The sequence below is a fragment of the Cupriavidus sp. 96C5-1 genome, assembly GCF_057798855.1.
This window is the reverse complement of sequence record NZ_JBYOJU010000003.1, coordinates 1-13,660: the sequence shown is the minus strand read 5'-3', so window position 1 is coordinate 13,660 and position 13,660 is coordinate 1. Positions and strand designations below refer to the sequence as shown.

The 13,660-nt window shown below is 66.6% G+C and carries 16 protein-coding genes; 6 read left to right on the top strand and 10 right to left on the bottom strand.

The features are described from left to right. Positions 1–3: 3 nt before the first annotated feature. Complete coding sequence (locus AC3FOF_RS04705; protein ID WP_017231120.1) at positions 4–1,122, bottom strand: ABC transporter ATP-binding protein; 1,119 nt, start codon at positions 1,120–1,122, stop codon at positions 4–6. A 1-nt stretch (position 1,123) separates the two neighbouring features. Next, positions 1,124–2,224: an ABC transporter ATP-binding protein gene (locus AC3FOF_RS04700; RefSeq protein ID WP_017231121.1), complete on the bottom strand. Its 1,101-nt coding sequence runs from the start codon at positions 2,222–2,224 to the stop codon at positions 1,124–1,126. A gap of 157 nt (positions 2,225–2,381) precedes the next feature. On the opposite strand from AC3FOF_RS04700, the gene AC3FOF_RS04695 reads away from it, so the two are divergent. Continuing rightward, positions 2,382–3,149, top strand: a complete 768-nt coding sequence (locus AC3FOF_RS04695; RefSeq protein WP_488725930.1) for a DeoR/GlpR family DNA-binding transcription regulator — start codon at positions 2,382–2,384, stop codon at positions 3,147–3,149. Positions 3,150–3,228: 79 nt separating this feature from the next. On the opposite strand, the gene purU is transcribed toward AC3FOF_RS04695, so the two are convergent. Continuing rightward, positions 3,229–4,095, bottom strand: coding sequence for a formyltetrahydrofolate deformylase (gene purU / locus AC3FOF_RS04690; RefSeq protein WP_017231122.1), 867 nt, complete (start codon positions 4,093–4,095; stop codon positions 3,229–3,231). Positions 4,096–4,121: 26 nt separating this feature from the next. Then, positions 4,122–4,991 carry an NUDIX hydrolase gene (locus AC3FOF_RS04685; RefSeq protein ID WP_488725929.1) on the bottom strand — a complete coding sequence of 290 codons (870 nt, stop codon included), beginning with the start codon at positions 4,989–4,991 and terminating at the stop codon, positions 4,122–4,124. A gap of 71 nt (positions 4,992–5,062) precedes the next feature. Between AC3FOF_RS04685 and glpK the strand changes: the two genes are divergently transcribed. The 3 genes from glpK to AC3FOF_RS04670 all read left to right on the top strand — a co-directional run bounded on the left by glpK (position 5,063) and on the right by AC3FOF_RS04670 (position 9,002). Beyond that, the gene (glpK, locus tag AC3FOF_RS04680; RefSeq protein WP_488725928.1) at positions 5,063–6,655 is read left to right on the top strand and encodes a glycerol kinase GlpK; all 1,593 of its coding nucleotides are present in this window, start codon (positions 5,063–5,065) and stop codon (positions 6,653–6,655) included. 78 nt (positions 6,656–6,733) lie between these two features. Further along, a complete protein-coding gene (locus AC3FOF_RS04675; protein WP_276266840.1) occupies positions 6,734–8,338 on the top strand; it encodes a glycerol-3-phosphate dehydrogenase/oxidase in 1,605 nt (534 codons plus the stop codon). A 277-nt stretch (positions 8,339–8,615) separates the two neighbouring features. Continuing rightward, complete coding sequence (locus tag AC3FOF_RS04670; protein ID WP_017226229.1) at positions 8,616–9,002, top strand: hypothetical protein; 387 nt, start codon at positions 8,616–8,618, stop codon at positions 9,000–9,002. 198 nt (positions 9,003–9,200) lie between these two features. Here AC3FOF_RS04670 and AC3FOF_RS04665 read toward each other — a convergent pair whose 3' ends face one another. Further along, positions 9,201–9,485, bottom strand: coding sequence for a hypothetical protein (locus AC3FOF_RS04665; protein WP_017226228.1), 285 nt, complete (start codon positions 9,483–9,485; stop codon positions 9,201–9,203). A 117-nt stretch (positions 9,486–9,602) separates the two neighbouring features. Next, positions 9,603–9,830, bottom strand: coding sequence for a hypothetical protein (locus AC3FOF_RS04660; protein WP_017226227.1), 228 nt, complete (start codon positions 9,828–9,830; stop codon positions 9,603–9,605). A 237-nt stretch (positions 9,831–10,067) separates the two neighbouring features. Here AC3FOF_RS04660 and AC3FOF_RS04655 point away from each other — a divergent pair, with 237 nt between their 5' ends. Beyond that, positions 10,068–10,532 carry a ubiquitin family protein gene (locus AC3FOF_RS04655; RefSeq protein ID WP_488725927.1) on the top strand — a complete coding sequence of 155 codons (465 nt, stop codon included), beginning with the start codon at positions 10,068–10,070 and terminating at the stop codon, positions 10,530–10,532. Positions 10,533–10,562: 30 nt separating this feature from the next. Here the strand turns inward: AC3FOF_RS04655 and AC3FOF_RS04650 are convergent, their stop codons facing one another. The 4 genes from AC3FOF_RS04650 to AC3FOF_RS04635 all read right to left on the bottom strand — a co-directional run bounded on the left by AC3FOF_RS04650 (position 10,563) and on the right by AC3FOF_RS04635 (position 11,926). After that, entirely contained in the window at positions 10,563–10,847 is a 285-nt protein-coding gene (locus AC3FOF_RS04650) for a hypothetical protein (RefSeq protein ID WP_017226225.1), read from the bottom strand. Positions 10,848–10,953: 106 nt separating this feature from the next. Beyond that, positions 10,954–11,172 carry a hypothetical protein gene (locus AC3FOF_RS04645; protein ID WP_035810373.1) on the bottom strand — a complete coding sequence of 73 codons (219 nt, stop codon included), beginning with the start codon at positions 11,170–11,172 and terminating at the stop codon, positions 10,954–10,956. Between the two features lie 31 nt (positions 11,173–11,203). Next, positions 11,204–11,407, bottom strand: coding sequence for a hypothetical protein (locus tag AC3FOF_RS04640; RefSeq protein WP_017226223.1), 204 nt, complete (start codon positions 11,405–11,407; stop codon positions 11,204–11,206). Positions 11,408–11,545: 138 nt separating this feature from the next. Further along, positions 11,546–11,926, bottom strand: a complete 381-nt coding sequence (locus AC3FOF_RS04635; RefSeq protein ID WP_276266841.1) for a DUF5594 family protein — start codon at positions 11,924–11,926, stop codon at positions 11,546–11,548. Between the two features lie 447 nt (positions 11,927–12,373). On the opposite strand from AC3FOF_RS04635, the gene AC3FOF_RS04630 reads away from it, so the two are divergent. Beyond that, positions 12,374–13,611 (top strand): IS3 family transposase gene (locus tag AC3FOF_RS04630; RefSeq protein WP_488725926.1). Its coding sequence is split into 2 segments (ribosomal slippage): positions 12,374–12,725 and positions 12,725–13,611, totalling 1,239 coding nucleotides; the frame shifts between segments, so codons are not numbered across the junction. The last annotated feature ends 49 nt before the right edge of the window (positions 13,612–13,660 follow it).

The window sequence follows — 13,660 nt, the reverse complement described above, 5'->3', positions numbered from 1 at the left end:
TGCTCATGCCACCAGCTCCTCGTTGACGTAGTAACAGGTATGACGGTTGAAAGCGGACAGCCAGACGGTCTCGCCCGCCCGCAGCGCCGCCGCTTCGGCGCCGAGCCGGCCGCGCACGATAGAGGCCTCGCCGGCGCCGCTGTCCCCGCCATCCCGCAAGGTGGCGGTGACCAGCCAGTAGGTGCCGATATCCTGCGCGCGCTCGACGCGCACCGGCACGGCCTGGGGATCGGTGCTGGCGGCCAGCCGCAGGTACTCGGGACGCACCCCCACCTTGAACGTGCCGGCGGCCTGCAGGGCCTGCGCGGTGGCCGGCGCCAGTTCGGGCATGTAGCGCCGCCCGGCAATCTCGATGGCACCGTCGCGCCAATGTCCCGCCAGGAAATTCATGCCCGGCGAGCCGATGAAGTTGCCGACGAAGGTATGCTCGGGCCGCTCGAACAGGGCATCCGCCGAGCCTACCTGCACCGCCTTGCCGCGCGACATCACCAGCACCTGTTCGGCGAACGTGAGCGCCTCGGTCTGGTCATGGGTGACGTAGATCAGGGTCAGCCGGAATTCGTGATGGATTTCCTTGAGCTTGCGGCGCAACTGCCATTTCAGGTGGGGGTCGATCACCGTCAGCGGCTCGTCGAACAGGATCGCCGACACGTCCTGGCGCACCAGCCCGCGGCCGAGCGAGATCTTCTGCTTGGCGTCGGCCGCCAGCCCGCTGGCACGGCGGTCCAGCGCGGAGGACAGGTCCAGCATCTCGGCCACGCGGCCGACGCGCTCCTTGACCTGGGCGGCGGACACGCCGCGGTTGCGCAGCGGAAAGGCGAGATTCTCGCCCACGGTCATGGTGTCGTAGATCACCGGAAACTGGAACACCTGGGCAATATTGCGCGCCTGCGGCGTGGCCGCGGTCACGTCGCGGCCATCGAAGGAGATGGTGCCGTGCGAAGGCCGCAGCAGGCCGGAAATGCAGTTGAGCAAGGTCGTCTTGCCGCAGCCGGAGGGGCCGAGCAAGGCATAGGCGCCGCCGTCGTCAAAGGTGAACTTCAACGGCATCAGCGCATAGTCTTCGTCCGACTGCGGGTCGGGCCGGTAGGAATGGGCGAGATCGAGGTCGATGCGTGCCATCTCAGACTCCCATCTCGGCAAGGGCGGGCGCCACCCGGCCCGGCCGCCTGGGCGCGTGGATGCGCATGCCGGTGGCGTCGAACAGATAAAGCTGGGCGGGATCGAGATGCAGCGTGAGGGGCGCGCCGAGTTCCAGGTCGACCACGCCGGGGAACTGCGCCACCAGGTTGCCGACCGGCGAATCCATATGCACGAAGGTATCCGAGCCGGACAGCTCCGCCAGCGCCACCCGGCCCGCCACCGGCACCGAGCCCGGCACCGCTTCCAGCCGCAACGCGCCGGCCCGCACGCCGACCGTGACCGTGCCCGCATGCCGGGCCGCGTCCGGCAACGGGATGGCAATGCCGCCCGCCAGCGTGACCGCACCGCCCAGCAGGGTGCCGGACATCAGGTTCATCGGCGGATCGCTGAAGGCGCGCGCCACGCGCAGCGAGGCGGGATAGTGAAAGACCTCGGGCGTGGGGCCGTACTGCAGCAGCTCGCCGGCATCCAGCACTGCGGTATGGCCGCCCAGCAGCAGCGCCTCCGCGGGCTCGGTGGTGGCGTAGATCACGGTGGCGTTGCCATGCGCGAACAACTGCGTGAGTTCCTCGCGCAACTCCTCGCGCAGCTTGTAGTCCAGGTTGACCAGGGGCTCGTCCAGCAGCATCAGGGGCGCGCCCTTGGCCAGCGCGCGGGCCAGTGCCACGCGTTGCTGCTGGCCGCCGGACAGCTCGGCGGGAAAGCGGTCGAGCAGGTGTTCGATATGCAACCGGCCCGCCAGCGCACGCACCTGGGCACCGATATCCTTCGCGCGGCGCAGCTTGAGCGGCGAGGCGATATTGTCGAAGACGGTGAGGGAGGGATAGTTGATGAACTGCTGGTAGACCATCGAGACGTTGCGCTCTCGCACCGGCATGCCGGTCACATTCACGCCGTCCACCTCTACGCGGCCGGCGCTGGGCCGGTCCAGCCCCGCCATGACCCGCATCAGCGAAGTCTTGCCGGCCTGGGTGGCACCGAGCAGGATGGTCACGGCGCCCGGTACGGGCGACAGCGACATGGGATACAGATACGCCTGCGAACCTGCATGCTGGGCGATGCCTTCCAATCTGAGCTGCATCGGGTCTCCGAATTCGTTATGCTTTTTACATCACACCAACAGTCATGATGCAGACGCACAAAACTTTGCTTTCCGCTCGTTTTAGCAAAGAAACGAACATAAAACAATCGTGCAGTGCATCATTTGTTTTCGTTTCTGTTTGAACTAGAATGCCGACATGACCCTAAATCCCCGCCAGACCGCCCTGCTCGAAGAGGTACGCACCCAGGGCTTCGCTTCCATCGACGAACTCGCGCGCAAGTTCGGCGTGACCCTGCAGACCGTGCGGCGCGACGTCAACCTGCTGGCCGAAAACGGCATGCTGGCGCGCTTTCACGGCGGCGTGCGGGTGGAGGGCTCGACGGTGGAGAACATCGCCTACCGCCAGCGCCAGGTGCTCAATGCCGAGGGCAAGGCGCGCATTGCGCGCGCGGTGGCCAACGCCGTGCCGGAGGGGTGTTCACTGATCCTGAATATCGGCACCACGGTCGAGGAAATCGCCCGTGCGCTGATGCATCACCGTGGCCTGCGCGTGATCACCAACAACCTGAACGTGGCCAGCATCCTGGCCGACAACCCCGATTGCGAGGTCATCGTGGCCGGCGGCGTGCTGCGCTCGCGCGACCGCGGCATCGTGGGCGAGGCCACGGTGGAGTTCATCAGCCAGTTCAAGGTGGATATCGGCCTGATCGGCATCTCGGGCATCGAGGCCGACGGCACGCTGCGCGACTACGACTTCCGCGAAGTCAAGGTGGCGCGGACCATCATCGAGCATTCGCGCGAGGTCTGGCTGGCGGCCGATGCCAGCAAGTTCAACCGGCAGGCCATGGTGGAACTGGCACGTTTTTCGGAAATCGACCGGCTGTTCACCGACGAGCCGCCCAAGCCGCCGTTCGAACGCATGCTGGAAGAAAGCGGAGTGAGCTGTGTGGTCGCCGAGGCGTGAGCAAGGCAGGCGGGCGGGCCCGCTGCCCCGCGGGCGAGGCGGTGCCGGCGCGGCTGGCGCCCGGCACCCGGTGAAGGCCTTACTTGAAGACGACGGTCTTGTGGCCGTTGAGCAGGATGCGGTGCTCGGCATGCCATTTGACGGCACGCGCCAGCGCCACGCATTCCACGTCGCGCCCCACCGCGGTGAGCTGTTCGGGATCCATGCTGTGATCCACGCGCTCGATTTCCTGCTCGATGATCGGACCTTCGTCGAGCGCCGCGGTCACGTAGTGCGCAGTGGCGCCGATCAGCTTCACGCCGCGGTCATGCGCCTGGTAGTACGGCTTGGCGCCCTTGAAGCTGGGCAGGAAGGAGTGATGGATGTTGATGGCGCGGCCAGCCAGCTTGCGGCACAGGTCGTCGGACAGCACCTGCATATAGCGCGCCAGCACCACCAGGTCGATGTTCTGCTCGCGCACGATCTCGAACACCTTGTTCTCCTGCGCGGCCTTCTGCTCGGCAGAGGCGTTCATCATCGGCAGGTGGAAGAACGGAATATCGTACGAGGCCGCCAGCTGGTAGAAATCGCGGTGGTTCGACACGATCGCGGCGATCTCCACCGGCAGGCCGCTGGCCTTGGCGCGAAACAGCAGGTCGTTCAGGCAATGGCCGATCTTCGACACCATGATCATCACGCGCGGCTTGACGCTGGCGTCGAACAGGTCCCACTGCATGGCGAACTGCTCGCCGACCGGCGCAAATGCCGCCTTCAGCGTAGCCAGGTCGGGACCGCCGGCGGCCGGCGTGAAATGCACCCGCATGAAGAAGCGGCCGGTGAACTCATCGCCGTACTGGTCGGAATCGACGATATTGCAGCCGTGCTGGAACAGCAGGCCCGAGACGGCGTGGACGATGCCAGGCTGGTCCGGGCAGGAGATGGTGAGAATGAATCCGGTATTGCTCATCGTATGTTGTTGTGTGGAGTGCGCGATCACGCGCGGGGTGCGCCGGGCGCGCTCCAGCCGCGGCGGTTGAGCGCATCCAGCGTCACCAGGGTCGCGTCGACCGTCATGGCGCCATCCGCCATGATAGCAAGCAATGCGTCCGGCTCGATACGGCGGTGCTCCGCCACCTCGCCGTCGCGGTTATGCGGCACGAAATCCGGCGGCAGCAACAGGTCGTACGCATACACGGCTTCCCATTGCACGCCTTCAGGAATTTCGCGCAGCACTTCGATCACGCCGTGCGCTTCGGCGCACTGCGCCAGCGCCGGGGGAATGCCGGACTCTTCGTCGCATTCGCGCACCAGCGTGGCGAGCGGATCGCTCCCGTGCGGCATCCCGCCCGCGACCAGGTTGTCCCACATGCCGGGATCGACCGCCTTGGCCGCGCTGCGCCGCGAAATCCACAATGCGCGCTCCCAGGCAATGATGCCGTTCATGTGCGAGGCAAAGGTCAATAGCCCGAGAAAACGCGCTGCCGCGCGCTCGATCGTGGCGAAGGCCGGCGCGTCCAGCGCCGGCGTCACCGCGAACAGCTCGTCGCGCCAGCCGCGCACGTGGCCGGCGCCGGCCAGCCAGCGCGCCAGCCCCGCCAGCGCTTCGCTGCGCGTGGCGAAATCCGCGCAACGCGGCAGCAGCGCCACGCTGCCGTCATGCGGCTCGCCCAGCATGGCCGGCACGGCATCCTGCGTGCGCAGGATCTGCGCATGCGCACGCGGCAGCCAGCCCACCTGGCGCCCCGCCACCGTCAGCCGCAGGTGGGCGGCGCCATCGAACGGGCTGCGTGCCGCGACCGACGCGGCGATGCGGGACAGGGCAGAGGCATCGTGGCCATGGCTAACGGGCAAGGTATCGGACATGAATGACCGCGGCGGCCGGCAAGGCACGCCCGCGAGAGTGGCAAGAGTAAAGTGAATCCAGGACAAAACGCATGACGCAAAATCAGCCGCAGTCGCAGTCGCAGTCGCAGGGACCATCGCAAGGCCAGCCCCAGTTCGTGCTCGCGCTCGACCAGGGCACCAGCAGCTCGCGCGCCATCCTGTTCGACCACGCCGGCAACGTGGTGCGGGTCGCCCAGCGCGAATTCCGGCAATATTACCCGCACCCCGGCCATGTCGAGCACGATCCCTACGAAATCTGGCAATCGCAGCTGGCGGTGGCGCACGAGGTGCTGAACGATGCCGGCGTCTCGGCCAGCCAGGTGCGCGCCATCGGTATCACCAACCAGCGCGAGACCACCGTGCTGTGGGACCGGCAGACCGGCGAGCCGATCGGGCGCGCGCTGGTCTGGCAGGACCGCCGCACCGCGCCGATGTGCGAGGCGCTGCAGGCCGAGGGCCACGGCGACCTGTTCCGCGACAGGACCGGCCTGATCATCGACGCCTATTTCTCCGGCACCAAGCTGCGCTGGATGCTGGACAACACCGAGGGCGCGCGCGAGCGCGCCGCGCGCGGCGAGCTGGCCTTCGGCACGGTCGACAGCTGGCTGATCTGGCAACTCACCGATGGCCAGCGCCACGTCACCGATGTGTCGAACGCCTCGCGGACCATGCTGTTCAACATCCACACCTTCCAGTGGGACGACGCCCTGCTCGGCCTGCTCGACATCCCCCGCAGCCTGCTGCCCGAGGTGGTGCCCTCCAGCGGCGAGGTGGCGCGCACGGCGCTGCGGCTGTTCGGCGCGGAAATCCCGATTGCCGGTATCGCGGGCGACCAGCAGGCCGCCACCTATGGCCAGGCCTGCCTTGCGCCCGGCATGGCCAAGAATACCTACGGCACCGGCTGCTTCCTGCTGATGAATACCGGCTCGCAGCCGGTGAGTTCGCATAACCGCCTGCTGACCACCATCGGCTGGCAGCTGGGCGGCACGGCGCCGGCCGCCAGCCGCACCCAGTACTGCCTGGAAGGCGGCGTGTTCATGGGCGGCGCCACCATCCAGTGGCTGCGCGACGGCCTGCAGATCATCAACAGCGCGCCCGAGGTAGAGCCGCTGGCACGCCAGTGCGACGATACCGACGGCGTGGTGCTGGTGCCGGCTTTCGCCGGCCTGGGCGCCCCGCACTGGGACCCGTTCGCGCGCGGCACGCTAGTGGGCCTCACGCGCGGCACCGGCCGCCCGCATATTGCCCGCGCCGCGCTGGAATCGATCGCGCTGCAGAGCGTGGACGTGCTGGACGCCATGCAGAAAGACGCCGGCATCTCGCTGGCCGAACTGCGCGTCGACGGCGGCGCCTCGCGCAGCGACCTGCTGATGCAGATGCAGGCCGACCTGCTCGGCACCGTCGTGGTGCGCCCGCGCGTGACCGAAACCACCGCGCTCGGCGCCGCCTACCTGGCGGGGCTCGCCACCGGCTTCTGGAGCGGCGAGGACGAAATCGCCAGCCAGTGGCAGGTGGAGCATCGCTTCGAACCCAATCTCTCGGCCGATGCGCGCGCGTATCGGCTATGGCGCTGGCATCGCGCGGTCGACCGCGCCCGCGACTGGGCGCGCGAAGACGGCGCGCCGCCGCATCCGGTGCCTTGAGCGCGGCCTGACCGTCACCGCGCGACCGGCGCCACGCAATCAGCGCCCGCCCCGGGCACTCGCATCAGACAAGGAATCATGCAGACACAGTCAATCCCCACCCTGCCGCCGCAGCGCGCCGCCCTGCTCGCTACCCTCGAGCGCGAGACGAAGTGGGACGTGATCGTCATCGGCGGCGGCGCCACCGGTCTCGGCACCGCGGTGGACGCCGCTTCGCGCGGCTACCGCACGCTGCTGGTGGAAGCCGCGGACTTCGCCAAGGGCACCTCCAGCAAGGCCACCAAGCTGGTCCACGGCGGCGTGCGCTACCTGGCCCAGGGCAATATCAGCCTGGTGCGCGAGGCGCTGCACGAGCGCGGCCTGCTGGCGCGCAATGCGCCCCACCTGGTATGGCCGCTCGGTTTCGTGGTGCCGGCCTACCAGCTGTTCGACCAGCCCTTCTACGGCATCGGCCTGAAACTCTACGACATGCTGGCCGGCGGGCTCAACCTGTCCGGCAGCCGCTGGCTCAACCACCGCGAAACGCTGGCGGCGGCACCGACCCTGGCCGAGCATGTGGGCGGACGGCCCCTGCGCGGCGGCAACCTGTATTTCGACGGGCAGTTCGATGACGCCCGCCTGGCCATCGCGCTGATGCGCACGCTGTTCGATGTGGGCGGCACGGCCATCAATTACCTGCGCGTGAGCGGCTTATCGCAGCGCAACGGCGTGATCGACGGCGTGACGGTGAAGGACGTGCTGGGCGACGCCAGCTTCGAGCTGAAGGCATCCTGCGTGATCAACGCCACCGGCGTGTGGGTCGACGCCATCCGCCAGATGGAAGACGGCCACGCGCGCAGCATGGTGGCGCCCAGCCAGGGCGTGCACCTGACCCTGCCGCGCAGCTTCCTGCCCGGCGACCGCGCCATCCTGATTCCCAAGACCGACGACGGCCGCGTGCTCTTCGTCGTGCCCTGGAACGGCCACACCATCGTCGGCACCACCGACACGCCGCGCCAGGACCTGCCGCTGGAGCCGCGCGCCGGTGCCGACGACGTCGATTTCATCCTGGAGACCGCCGCCCGCTACCTGTCGCGCACGCCCACCCGCGCCGATGTGACCAGCGTCTGGGCCGGCCTGCGCCCGCTGGTCAAGGCCACCGGCGAAGCCTCCACCGCCTCGCTCTCGCGCGAACACACCATCCTGGTCTCCAAGGCCGGCCTGATCACCGTCACCGGCGGCAAATGGACCACCTATCGCAAGATGGCCGAGGATGTGGTGGGGACCGCCATCGAGCGCCAGATGCTGCGGGCCGCGCCGTGCGTGACCGCCGAACTGCCGCTCCATGGCGCGCAGGGGCTGCCGGTCGACCTGCCGCCAGCCGGCAGCGGCTCGCCCGACCGCTACTACGGCAACGAACTCGGCATGCTGCGCGCCCTGCCCGGCAACGACGAGTTGCTGGTGCCGGGCTCCGGGCTGACTGCCGCCCATGTCCGCTTTGCCGCGCGCTATGAACTGGCGCGGCGGGTGGAGGACGTGCTGGCGCGGCGCAATCGAGCGCTGTTCCTGGAGGCCGGCGCCGCCAGCGCCGCCGCGCCCCGGGTGGCGGCAATCCTGGCCGAGGAACACGGCCACGATGCGGCCTGGCAGGCCGCCGAGGTGGAAAGCTTCCGGACCCTGGCAAACGGCTATCTGCTGGCCTGAGGCACCGGGGCCCGGGCCGGGACGGGTCGCTGCCGGTCACCGCGGGGAACGAAGGCTGCGCGCCCGGCGCCCACTTGTGGGTCCCCAGGGGCAGCGAGGCCAAGCTCGAAGACCTGACGCAGGGCGAGAACGCACCGCCGGTCTACCGCCAACTGCCGCGCCGCCAGGTAGGCCGGCCACGGCCCGCGGGGCCGCCCCTGACCGCCCGCATCAGAACAATTTGGGTGCTGGCGCCCGGCCGAGCGATAATGCGGGTTATCGAATCAGGGAGAACACCATGGACGAGATTGATGATCTGTCCGATCTGCCGATGCCCCGCTTTATCTGGGGCTTCGCCATCTTCACGCCCAAGGGCGGGGAGGTGATGCATGACGAGTTTGAATATCTGACCCACACCCGCAGCCCGCGCTTCACATGCCGGGTCGTGGAGCTGGAGGATATGCCGGCCGACAGCGAGGAAAGCGGCATCGACGGGCGCATCGTGCATTACGATGAGCCGGGCCGCCTTTTCTACATCACCGACGCCGGCCTGGCGCTGGTGAACTTTGAATTGTTCGACAACCTGCCGGACAAGAACAAGCTCAAGAAAGTCTGCGACGAGGCCATCGAGAACTGGCTGCTGCGCCGGGACTTCCTCGACTCGGAAGAAGGCGAAGAGGACTGAGCGGCATTTGGCCGAGCCTCGTTTGCCCTGCATCCCCCGGTGGCGGCGCCCTTGCGGGCCGTCGCTATCATGCAAAACGCCCGCTGAGATCCAGCGGGCGTTTTGTGTTCAGCTCCCCGGGTCCCGCCGTCCGCAGATGCATGAGATCGAAAAATCACATACCCCCACGTCCACGGCCCGGGCTCAGGCCGACCGGTATCAGCCTGCCGCGTCTTCCGCCGGCAGGCCGCGTTCCAGCGCTTCCTTGAGCAGGCCGCTCATGCCGCCGGCATGCGCCGGCGCCAGGGCCTGCAGGCGCTTGACCAGTTCGCCGTCGAGCTTGCAGGCGAACGGCACCAGGCCCTGTTCCTGATCGAGGCGACGCTGTTCGCGGCGATCGACCTTGGCCGGGCCGGTATCGCGCCCGGCACGGACGGCCGCTGACAGCTTCAGGCTGTTGGCGAGTTTCAGCGCTTTGTTCTTTTCGAGGTCGGTCTTTTTCACGGCATGTTCCGCTAGAGTCAGTCTGGGGCGGTATTGTACGCAGGTCGGCGGCGGGGCTGTCCCTGTATCTCGCACTGCGGACGCGAGCGCGCCATCCCGGCGCCGGGTGCCGCTGCCCTACTCCGGGTCCCGCACCTCGATCAGGTCCGCCGCCACGCGCTCTATTTCCGCGTAGACGAAAAGCGCGTCATCAGGACCGGTGCATCCCACCCCGGTCGCGCCGGCTTCGTCAGCACCAGGGGGATGGAAAACAAAGGCCATGCCAGGCTGCCACCTCGGATCGTTCTTCAGGCTTTCATTGAGGATGGCCAGATACTGGCTCCGAGTGAATACGTGCTTTGACATCACCACCTCCAATAATTTGTCGCGATCGTAGCATGACGCGGCCTCCAGTCCGGGTGAGCCTTGATTCACGCGCGGACATCGCGCATGCGATGATCGCGACGCCTTGCCGGAATCGGGCCCGGCCGGCCCGGATCGATGCCGGATCGCGGCCGCGTCGATAAGACATGGCCAAGACAACGATAAGGCAAAGGAAGAGACAAACGATAAGAAGCGCCTTCTTGGCCCGCGCAGCGCGAAATGACCGTGCAGGACCTGCTGCGCCACACCTCGGGACTGACCTACGGCGTGTTCGGCAGATCGCTGGTCAAGGATGAGTACAAGCGCCTGGACGTGGACGCTGCCGAGCAAAGCAATGTTGAATTCATCGCCCGTCTCGTGCGCCTGCTCTCGCCGAAGACCGTGGCCTATACGACCGCCGACCATCTCGGCCCCATCCGCGCCGAATCGCAACAGCGCGGGCCTGCCTATCTGCCGGGACCGGGCTACGGTTTCGGGCTGGGATTCGGTACACGCACCAGCGCCTGCGGATCGGCCACGCCGGGCTCCGTCGGCGACTACTACTGGGGCGGAGTCGGCGGCACCTACTTCTGGGTCGGCCCGCGCGAGAAGACCGTGGCGATCTGGATGATGCAGGCCCCCGGCCAGCGCGAGCACTACCGCGCCTGGTTCAGGAACGCGGTGTACGCCGCCATGACGCCGTGATACGCCCGGTGGTCACTGGCCGCACGAAAACTAGAGCGCAGTAACCGATTCCCCCGGCACCAGCCCGTTGATGATGTCCTCGCCGAACTTCACCGCGCCGCGACGGGCGGTGCCGATATTGTCCCAGGGCGCCGCGGTGAGGCGAAACACGCGCGAGCGCTCGGTACCCGGCTCATGGCCCTCGCGGCAGATCACAACGGAGGCATTGAAGCTGCGGTCCGGCCTGCGCTCCGGCCAGGTGCGTTCAGCCTGGTGGCGATAGATCAGCGGGTAGAGATCGAAACCCTTGTAGCGGGTGAAAGGTCCAGTGTCCAACGTGCGCTCCCGAGATGATGGTTGGTTTGCAGGTACAGCCGTTCGTGGCGCCGCACCTCCGCGGGTTTCGCCTTGCCCTGTTGCCGGGCAATAACGGGAATTGCGTTCAGCCTTCAGCCTGCACGGACCAGCCGGGGCCCTTGCCGTTCTTGTCGCTCTCGTGCCGCCAGCGGCATCCGCAGTCGGCGCAGGTGTACGTGGCAAAGGTGATCGCGGGCTCGCCGCGCCGCTTGATGCGCTGCGTATCCGTCAATAGCAGCCGGGGATGTCCTGTACCGCCAGTCGAGCCCGGACGGATCTGCGCGCAGGCCTCGCACATGCTCATCGTTGCTCCCGCGCCTGGCGCCACGGGGCGGCTACCTGTCAGCCGCCATCGCCTTGAGCTGGGCGTCGCCAGCCACGCGCGCGGCATCCGATGTCGTGAATGTATCGTCGGAGACGATCGTGCGCCTGACCTGCCGTGCGGCGAAATCGACCAGGGTGATCACCCACACATAGCGCCCCGCCTGGGGCGCCGTCTGGACAATGGCCTGCAGATGCTGTGTGGAATCGTTTGCCATGATGCTCCTCCGGAGGATCGCATCAGGGCACTTTAGCACGAGTTGCGGATGAGGCCGGACTGCCAACGCTCGCCATCGCCATCGGGCGCCTGGCGATGCAAGGCGCCCGCGGAATAGCCCGATGGCATACTCACCCGCTCAATGCTCGAAATCGAGCCCGCCGATCAGTACCGTAGGATCCGCTTGCGAGCGCGACCCGAAATCGATCTGGCGCGGTATCTGCCACGCGTGAATCTTGCCGGCAAGCGCCGCCAGATAGTGCTCGAACTTCGCATCGCCGCCGGTGGCGAACAGCGCCTCGACTTCCAGGCCGTCCCACGACAGGTAGACGTTCAACGGATGCGAAAATCGCCGCGACTCGTCGAAGGGTTCGCCGGAAATGCGCAGCCTGGCTGGCCGGCCAGGCTTGTCGTCCGCGATGACCTCGACGCGAATCCGGTGCTTGAACAGGCTGGCGATCGCCTCGGCGATGCGCGGGGCAAATTCCGCGTCGAAGCGCGCTGCAATATCATGGCTCACTGGTTTGTCTCATCCTGATCTTTTAGGAATCGTAGCACGGCGGGTTCGCCGCGCCGGGCCGCGAACCCGCGCGCAGCATATTCGTGCCGGGGACAGCCGGGCACGCCGGCGCCGAACGGAAACGATGGAAACTCTTGTTGACCCGCCCTGCTGCCGACCTATACTAAAAGCCTGTCGACCGAGACACGCCGTAGCAAGGCGAAGGTAAGCCGGCAGGAGATCCTCTGGCCAGCATGCCAGTGAGATCGAGCATGCCGTAATGGCATGCAAGTCCGAACCGGATCCCAGTGCGTTTGCCGACCCGGTTCGGACCCCTTGCCGTGTTTGCCGGTTGGCCGGCCTGGCGGCAGATGGAAAGAAAAGCACCTCTCCGAGGTGCTTTTTTATTGCCCGTGACCCGTCCTGACTAAGGTTGACACTTTCCCCCCAGACAGGAAGGAGAGTCAATTGGAAGCGGTCGAAAAGCGAACTCAGCGGGACTACAGCCTGGCTTTTAAACTAGCGGTGGTGGAGCAGGTCGAAAAAGGCGAATTGACCTACAAGCAGGCCCAACAGCGGTACGGGATCCAGGGGCGCTCGACAGTGCTGGTATGGTTACGCAAGCACGGACTACAGGACTGGAGCGGCTCGTCGTCGCGTAGAGCTGCCAGCACCGCCATGGGAAACGAAACCGACAAGCCACTGACGCCGGAGCAGCGGATCAAGGAATTGGAAGTACAGCTGAAGGAGGCGAACGAGAAGGCTCGCTTGTTTGAGGCCGTGATCGACGTGATCCAGAAGGAGCACGGGGTTCGCATCGTAAAAAAGCCCTCGGGCAGGTCCTCGCGCAAAAGCTCGTCCAAGGGCTGAGCGTCAGCAGGGCCTGCCGCTATGTCGGCATCAGCCGACAGGCATACTACAAACGCCAGCACAGTGAGCGCCTGCGGCTTGAGCGAGACGCCAAGGTTTGCGCCATGGTGACCTACACTCGCCTGCGCCAGCCGCGCTTGGGCACGCGCAAGCTTCAGCACATCTTGCGCTCACCCTTGGCTCAGGCCGGTATCCAGATCGGCCGTGACCGCTTGTTCGACATACTGCGTGCGGCTCGCTTGCTGGTGGCGCCGCAGCGGGCTTATCACAAGACCACGCATAGCCATCATCGCTTCCGGCGACATCCCAACCTGCTCAAGGATGGGCCCCAGAAGGTTGTTCCAACGGGTCCGGAACAGGTCTGGGTGGCTGACATCACGTACTTGCCGACCGCCCAGCGCTTCGTCTACCTAAGCCTGGTGACCGACGCCTACTCTCGCAAGATCGTCGGCTACCACGTGCATGACAGCCTGCAGACCGAGCAGGTGAGCCAGGCGCTGAGGATGGCGCTGCGGGGCCGCAGCACGCGCCAGCCGCTGGTTCACCACTCGGATCGCGGGATCCAGTACTGCTTGACCTACTACCAGGAGATCCATCAGCGCCATGGGCTGATTTGCTCCATGACCGATGGCTACGATTGTTACCAGAATGCCATGGCAGAACGCGTCAACGGCATTCTCAAAAGCGAGTTCTTGCTGCAGCGGCCTGCCGACCTGAAGCAGGCCGCTCGCATGGTCGAACAGTCCATCCGTATCTACAACCGCGAGCGACCGCATCAGTCGCTGAAATACAAAACGCCCAATGAGGTTCATCGGGCGTCTCTTGCTACAACTTGAACGAGCAAACCGCGTGCAGCGGGGTGTCAACCTATGTCAGGACTTGACA

Excerpts from the sequence above, each read along its gene's own strand:
- AC3FOF_RS04670 (WP_017226229.1), top strand. The coding sequence starts at position 8,616 with ATGGACGAGATTGATGATCTGTCCGATCTGCCGATGCCCCGCTTTATC.
- purU (WP_017231122.1), bottom strand. The coding sequence starts at position 4,095 with ATGAGCAATACCGGATTCATTCTCACCATCTCCTGCCCGGACCAGCCT.
- AC3FOF_RS04655 (WP_488725927.1), top strand. The coding sequence starts at position 10,068 with ATGACCGTGCAGGACCTGCTGCGCCACACCTCGGGACTGACCTACGGC.
- AC3FOF_RS04700 (WP_017231121.1), bottom strand. The coding sequence starts at position 2,224 with ATGCAGCTCAGATTGGAAGGCATCGCCCAGCATGCAGGTTCGCAGGCG.
- AC3FOF_RS04645 (WP_035810373.1), bottom strand. The coding sequence starts at position 11,172 with ATGAGCATGTGCGAGGCCTGCGCGCAGATCCGTCCGGGCTCGACTGGC.
- glpK (WP_488725928.1), top strand. The coding sequence starts at position 5,063 with ATGACGCAAAATCAGCCGCAGTCGCAGTCGCAGTCGCAGGGACCATCG.
- AC3FOF_RS04675 (WP_276266840.1), top strand. The coding sequence starts at position 6,734 with ATGCAGACACAGTCAATCCCCACCCTGCCGCCGCAGCGCGCCGCCCTG.
- AC3FOF_RS04695 (WP_488725930.1), top strand. The coding sequence starts at position 2,382 with ATGACCCTAAATCCCCGCCAGACCGCCCTGCTCGAAGAGGTACGCACC.
- AC3FOF_RS04685 (WP_488725929.1), bottom strand. The coding sequence starts at position 4,991 with ATGTCCGATACCTTGCCCGTTAGCCATGGCCACGATGCCTCTGCCCTG.
- AC3FOF_RS04660 (WP_017226227.1), bottom strand. The coding sequence starts at position 9,830 with ATGTCAAAGCACGTATTCACTCGGAGCCAGTATCTGGCCATCCTCAAT.
- AC3FOF_RS04705 (WP_017231120.1), bottom strand. The coding sequence starts at position 1,122 with ATGGCACGCATCGACCTCGATCTCGCCCATTCCTACCGGCCCGACCCG.
- AC3FOF_RS04640 (WP_017226223.1), bottom strand. The coding sequence starts at position 11,407 with ATGGCAAACGATTCCACACAGCATCTGCAGGCCATTGTCCAGACGGCG.